The organism is Nocardioides ginkgobilobae (assembly GCF_054781275.1).
Window position 1 is genome coordinate 1 of record NZ_BAAGUS010000037.1, and the last position, 6,109, is coordinate 6,109.

The 6,109-nt window shown below is 73.0% G+C and carries 6 protein-coding genes; 2 read left to right on the forward strand and 4 right to left on the reverse strand.

Features of this window, described 5'->3' with window-relative positions; genetic code table 11:
- Positions 1–145: 145 nt before the first annotated feature.
- Positions 146–988: an SDR family oxidoreductase gene (locus ACYVID_RS17965; protein ID WP_460739429.1), complete on the reverse strand. Its 843-nt coding sequence runs from the start codon at positions 986–988 to the stop codon at positions 146–148.
- Positions 989–1,118: 130 nt separating this feature from the next.
- On the opposite strand from ACYVID_RS17965, the gene ACYVID_RS17970 reads away from it, so the two are divergent.
- The gene (locus ACYVID_RS17970; protein WP_300645114.1) at positions 1,119–1,487 is read left to right on the forward strand and encodes a winged helix-turn-helix transcriptional regulator; all 369 of its coding nucleotides are present in this window, start codon (positions 1,119–1,121) and stop codon (positions 1,485–1,487) included.
- Positions 1,488–1,517: 30 nt separating this feature from the next.
- On the opposite strand, the gene ACYVID_RS17975 is transcribed toward ACYVID_RS17970, so the two are convergent.
- Together ACYVID_RS17975 and glmU are read right to left on the reverse strand one after the other, a co-directional pair.
- Complete coding sequence (locus tag ACYVID_RS17975; protein ID WP_460739424.1) at positions 1,518–2,498, reverse strand: ribose-phosphate diphosphokinase; 981 nt, start codon at positions 2,496–2,498, stop codon at positions 1,518–1,520.
- 77 nt (positions 2,499–2,575) lie between these two features.
- Complete coding sequence (glmU, locus tag ACYVID_RS17980; protein WP_460739425.1) at positions 2,576–4,069, reverse strand: bifunctional UDP-N-acetylglucosamine diphosphorylase/glucosamine-1-phosphate N-acetyltransferase GlmU; 1,494 nt, start codon at positions 4,067–4,069, stop codon at positions 2,576–2,578.
- A 105-nt stretch (positions 4,070–4,174) separates the two neighbouring features.
- On the opposite strand from glmU, the gene ACYVID_RS17985 reads away from it, so the two are divergent.
- On the forward strand, positions 4,175–5,188 hold the full coding sequence (locus ACYVID_RS17985) for a hypothetical protein (protein ID WP_460739427.1): 1,014 nt from the start codon (positions 4,175–4,177) through the stop codon (positions 5,186–5,188).
- Between the two features lie 27 nt (positions 5,189–5,215).
- Here the strand turns inward: ACYVID_RS17985 and ACYVID_RS17990 are convergent, their stop codons facing one another.
- Positions 5,216–5,980: an SDR family NAD(P)-dependent oxidoreductase gene (locus ACYVID_RS17990; protein ID WP_300645119.1), complete on the reverse strand. Its 765-nt coding sequence runs from the start codon at positions 5,978–5,980 to the stop codon at positions 5,216–5,218.
- Positions 5,981–6,109 lie beyond the last annotated feature (129 nt).

Below are 6,109 nucleotides of genomic sequence, written 5' to 3' on the forward strand. Positions count from 1 at the left end.
AATCAGCAGCCAAGGCGCCCCAGGAGAAGCCGGGCGGCCAATCCACCGGAGCCACCAGCAAGGCGATCAAGGCTCAGCCACACCCGACCCTCCCGGGCCAGCCAAGAACTTACGGATCCAGGCTGAGGGTCCGGCGGGGCTCGGTTCAGACCAGCGCCTCCTTGACCGCCTGGCGCAGGTCGGTGGCCGGGCGGCCGAGCAGCGTCTCGAGGTCGGTCGTCGAGACCAGCAGCTCGCCGGCGGCGATGCCCCTGTCGACGTCGGCGAGCACGGCATCCATCGGGGCGGGCACGCCGGCGCCGGCGAGGACCTGCTGGAGCTGCTCGACCGGCACGTCGGTGTAGGTGATCTCCTGGCCGATGGTCTCGCCAATGACCGCGGCGACCTCGGCCAGCGTGTGGGCCTCGCCGCCGAGTTCGTAGACCTTCCCCAGGTGGCCGTCGGTGGTGAGCACCACAGCCGCCGCCTCCGCGTACTCGCGGCGCGGGGCGAGGGAGACCCGCCCCTCGCCGGCGGCTCCGACCATCCCGTGAGCCCGGTAGGTCTCGACCTGGGCGGTGTAGTTCTCGACGTACCACGCGTTGCGCAGCACGGTGTGCGGCACGCCCGAGGTCTCGAGCAGCTCCTCGGTGGTGGCGTGGTCGGCCAGCAGCTGCACCGACGAGCCCCGCGCGTGCGGGCCCGAGGTGTAGACGAGCTGCTCGACACCGGCCTCGCGTGCGGCCTCGACGACCCTGCGGTGCTGCTCGACGCGGCCGAGCTCGGTCCCGGAGACCAGCAGCACGGCGTCGGCGCCGCGCAGGGCGTCGGCGACGGCTGCCTCGTCGTCGCGGTCGACTCGGAGGACCTGCACGCCACGATCGGCGAGGTCGGCGAGCCGCTCCGTGGCGCGCCCGGTGGCGCGGATGTCGGAGGGGGCGACGCCGCGCTCGAGAAGCGCCTCGACCGTGAGTCGTCCGAGGTGGCCGGTGGCTCCGATGACGGTGATGGTGCGGGACCTGGGTGGTTCCTCTCGTGGGTGACGCTGACACTCGCACCAACCGGACCCAGCAGCCGTTACTTCCCTCTCGGAAGTAGGCACCTTGAAGTGCCGCGGTTACCTGAGGGATAGTGGGGGCGTGAGCACGGCACCGATCGCGGACCCCTACGCCGCCGCCTGCCCGACGCGCACGGTCCTGGACCGGATCGGCGACCGCTGGACGGTACTGGTCCTCCTGCTGCTCGCCGAGCGCACCTGCCGGTTCACCGAGCTGCAGCGCCGGATCGAGGGCGTGAGCCCGAAGGTGCTGACCCAGGTGCTGCGCGCGCTCGAGCGCGACGGCCTGGTCACCCGCGAGGTGCACGCGGAGGTGCCCCCGCGGGTGGAGTACAGCCTCACGTCGCTCGGCGGCACGCTGGTGCAGGCCGTCGCCGGGCTCGACGCGTGGGCGCGCGCCCACATCGACGAGGTGGAGCGGTCGCGGGCGGCGTACGACGCTCGAGCCTGACGTCCGGGCGCGCAGGCGCCGGGGGCAGCCTCAGGCGTGCCCGTCGAACATGGACGTGACCGACCCGTCCTCGAAGACCTCGCGGATGGCCCGGGCCACGAGCGGGGAGATCGAGAGGATCGTCAGCTTGTCGAAGCGACGGTCCTCGGGGATCGGCAGCGTGTTGGTGACGATCACCTCGACCGCTGAGCAGTTCTTGAGGCGGTCGACGGCGGGGTCGGAGAGGATCGCGTGGGTCGCGGCGATGATGACGCCCGCGGCGCCGTCGGCGACCAGGGCCTCGGCGGCCTTCACGATCGTGCCGCCGGTGTCGATCATGTCGTCGGTCAGCACGCAGATCTTGCCGGCGACCTCACCGACGACGCGGTTGGCGACGGTCTCGTTGGGCCGGTCGGTGCGACGGGTCTTGTGGATGAAGGCCAGCGGGGCGCCGCCGAGCTTGGCCGACCAGCGCTCGGCGACCTTGATCCGGCCGGCGTCGGGGGAGACGACGCACAGCGGCTGGTGGCCGTACTTCTCCATGACGTAGTCGGTGAGGATCGGCAGCGCCATCAGGTGGTCGACGGGGCCGTCGAAGTAGCCCTGGATCTGGTCGGCGTGCAGGTCGATGGCGATCAGCCGGTCGGCGCCGGCGGTCTTGAACAGGTCGGCCATCAGCCGGGCCGAGATCGGCTCGCGGCCGCGGTGCTTCTTGTCCTGGCGGGCGTAGCCGTAGAAGGGCATGACCACGGTGATCCGCTTGGCCGAGGCCCGCTTGAGGGCGTCGACCATGATGAGGTGCTCCATGATCCACTCGTTGATCGGAGCGGTGTGGCTCTGGATCACGAAGGCGTCGCAGCCGCGCACCGACTCCTCGTAGCGGACGTAGATCTCGGAGTTCGCGAACTCGTACGCCAAGGTCGGCACCAGGTCGGTGCCGAGCAGGTCCGCGACCTCCTCGGCCAGCTCGGGGTGGGCCCGTCCGCTGAAGACCATCAGGTTCTTCTCGGTGGTCTTCTTGTATCCGGTCACGTCGAGGTGCTCCTAGATGCCGGGAGAGGCGCCGCGGGGGGTGGTGGGCGCCGCTGATTGTGCCCCTCGCGGGAGCCTCAGCCCAACTCTGGGGCCGAGGCTTGGGACGAGTCGTCGGTCACCTCTGGACCACCTGCTGTTCCCCTGCCCGCCGCCTCCGCGGCGTCGGCCTGCGCGGTGCCGGCCCGGCGCTCCTGCGCCCAGCCCTCGATCACGCGCATCGGTCCGGCACTGACCGCGAGCGCGCCGGGCGGCACCTCGCCCCGCACGACGGTCCCGCCGCCGGTGCTGGCGCCGTCACCGATGACCACGGGGGCCACGAAGGTGTTGTTGGAGCCGGTGCGCGCGTGGCGGCCCACGACGGTGCGGTGCTTGGCGACCCCGTCGTAGTTGGCCACGATCGTGCCGGCACCGATGTTGGTGCCCTCCCCGATCTCGGCGTCCCCGACGTAGGAGAGGTGCGGCACCTTCGCGCCGTCGCCGATCACGGCGTTCTTGGTCTCCACGAAGCCGCCGATCTTGCCGCCGGCGCCCAGGCGGGTGCCCGGGCGGAGGTAGGAGAAGGGGCCGACCTGCGCGTCGTCGCCGACCACGGCCAGCTCGGCGTGGGTGCGCACGACGCGGGCACCAGCGCCGACCTCGCAGTCCTTGAGCGTGGTGTCGGGTCCGACCACGGCGTCCTCGCCGATCGTGGTGGCCCCGAGCAGCTGCGTGCCGGGCAGGATCGTGACGTCGCGGCCCAGGTCGACGTGCACGTCGATCCACGTGGTCGCGGGGTCGACGACGGTGACCCCTTCACGCATCCAGCGGTCCACGACCCGCTCGTTGAGGAGCCGGCCGAGCGCGGCCAGCTGGGCGCGGTCGTTGGCGCCCTCGGTCTGCACGACGTCCTCGAGGACGTGCGCGCCGACCATCAGGCCGGCCTCGCGGGCCAGCCCGACCAGGTCGGTGAGGTAGTACTCGCCCTTGGCGTTGTCGTTGCCCAGCCGCGGCAGGGCGTCGAGCAGGAACCCGGCCTCGAAGGCCATGATCCCGGAGTTGATCTCGGTGATCTCCAGCTGCTCGGCGGTGGCGTCCTTGTGCTCCACGATCGCCAGCACCTCGCCGTCGGCGTCGCGCACCACGCGGCCGTAGCCAGCCGGCTCGGCGACGTCGCCGGAGAGCAGGCTGACCGCGCGCTGGGCCGCCTCGTGCTCGGCCACGAAGTCGCGCAGGCTCTGCCCGGTGAGCAGCGGGGTGTCGCCGTACGCCACGAGGACGGTGCCCGAGGTGGTGCCGGCGGCCTCGACGGCGACCCGCACCGCGTGGCCGGTGCCCTTCTGCTCCTCCTGGACCGCGAGCAGGCAGTCGGGCAGCAGCGCGGAGACGTGCGGAGCGACGAGCTCGCGCTGGTGGCCGACGACGGCCACGACCGAGCGCGGGCTGGTCTCGGCCACCGCGGCGAGCACGTGCCCGACCAGGCTGCGCCCGCCGATCTCGTGCAGCACCTTCGGGGTCTTCGACCGCATCCGCGTGCCCCCGCCCGCAGCGAGGACGACGACGGTCAGGTCCTTGAGCACGGGCTCGGCCACTGGTCTCCCTCGCCGTCGGTCCGGGTCGACCCCGGCTGACCGCCACACTCTAGAGGTCCTGCCGCGACACGCCAGGGGGTGATGGGTGCCGACTAGCCTGCGCAGGTGACCGATCGCACCGACCTGGCCGCCCGCCTCCTCGACGCCCAGGTGGCGTGGGTCGTCGAGCAGCTCGAGCACGACCTGCCCGCGATGGTGGCCCGCGACGTCGCCGACCTCCTCGACGCCGGCTCGCGCGTCACCGTGGGCAAGGTCGCGGACCCGGAGGCGATCACCGCGCTCATCTCCGACGTCCTGGTCCGAGTGCCCCCGAGCACGGCCGCGAGCACGTTCACCGCCGTCCTCGCCGAGGTGTTGCACGACGGGCCGACCGGGCAGCACACGCTGGGACAGGTCGTGGCGCGCGAGCACGTCGAGGCCTTCGCCGACACCCTGCTCGGCAGCGGCGAGCGGCTGCGCGGCGCCCTGGACGACCTCACCCGGAGCCCCGCGGTCTCGGCCCTGGCGTCGCGCTTCATGGGCCGGGTCGTGGCCGAGGTGGTGCAGGCCAACCGCGCGGTCGCGGAGAAGCTGCCGGGCGTCGGCTCGCTGGTCTCCCTCTACGCCGGCGCGGCCGGCAAGGTCATGGGTGCCACCCAGCTCGACGCGCTCGTCGGTGCCGCGGCCGGCCAGGGCGCCGGCTTCGCGGTGCGCCGGCTGAACGCGGTCGTCGTGGAGACCCTGCGCGACCCCGGGACCCGTGCGGCGGTGCTCGAGGTCTACGACCTGTACGCCGACAAGCCGGTGTCCGGGGCGGGCACGGTCCCCCTGGAGCGGGTCCAGCACCTCGCCGGGATGGTCCAGGACGTCGTCATCGGCGCCGCACCGTCCGAGCCGGTGCTGGCGATGGTCCGCGCCGTGGTCGACGGCTTCGTGGCGACGTACGCCGAGCACCCCGTCTCCGAGCTGGTCACCGACCTCGGGCTGGACGCCGCGGTGCTCACCGAGCACCTGCTGCCGCCGCTGACCGCCCTGGTCGCGGCCGCCCGGGAGTCCGGGGACCTCGAGCCGCTGGTGCGTGCCCGCCTGGCGCCCTTCTGGGAGTCCCCCGCCGTCGCGGGGATCCTCGCCGAGGGCTGAGCGCGCCCGACCCGGGCCCGGCCCGGCTCAGCCGGCCGTGCGGCCCGCGTCGACGACCTGGATGCTGCCGTTGACCGCGGCCGCGTCGTCGGAGGCGAGGAAGCAGATCGTCGCCGCGACGTCGTCGGCGGCCATCAGCCCGCGGGTGGCCGCGACCCGCATGATCAGGTCCCAGTCGGCGCCGTCGGGCACGCCGATCGTCTGCACCTGCGGGGTGTCCATCCCACCGGGGCACACGCAGTTCACCCGCAGCGGCTCCTTGAGGTACTCCACCGCCAGCGCCCGGGTCAGCCCCACGATGCCGTGCTTGGCGGAGGTGTACGCCGCGGAGTAGGCCTCCCCCATCACACCGGCGACCGACGCGACGTTGACGATCGTCCCGCCGCCGCCGGGGGCGAGCAGCAGGTGCGGGATCGCGGCCTGCGCGACGAAGAACGGCCCGCTCAGGTTGAGCGCGATGTCGTGCGCCCACTCCTGCTCGGTCACCTCGGTGGTGCGGCGGAAGTCGTGGCGACCGGCGTTGTTGACCAGCACGTCCAGCCGGCCGTACGCCGCCACCGCCTCGGCCACCATCGCGCGGCAGGACGCGGGGTCGGTCTGGTCGAGGTGCCCGAAGCGCACCTCACCGGGGCCGTCGGAGCACTCCGCGGCGAGGTCGGCGAGCAGGTCCTGCGACCGCGCCGCGGCCCAGACCCGTGCCCCGCCGGCGGCGAGCCGGCGCACGGTCGCGGCGCCCAACCCGCTGGAGGCACCGGTGACGACCGCGACCCGGCCGGTGAAGTCCTGGACCATGGGTTTCTCCTATGTCAAGCGGCGGCCGCGAGTCCAGTCGCGGCCGCTGCTTGATCGGTGTTGAGGTGGTTGAAGACGATGCGGGCCAAACGTCGTTTCAGGCAGCGCAGTGCCTCGGGCGTGGACATG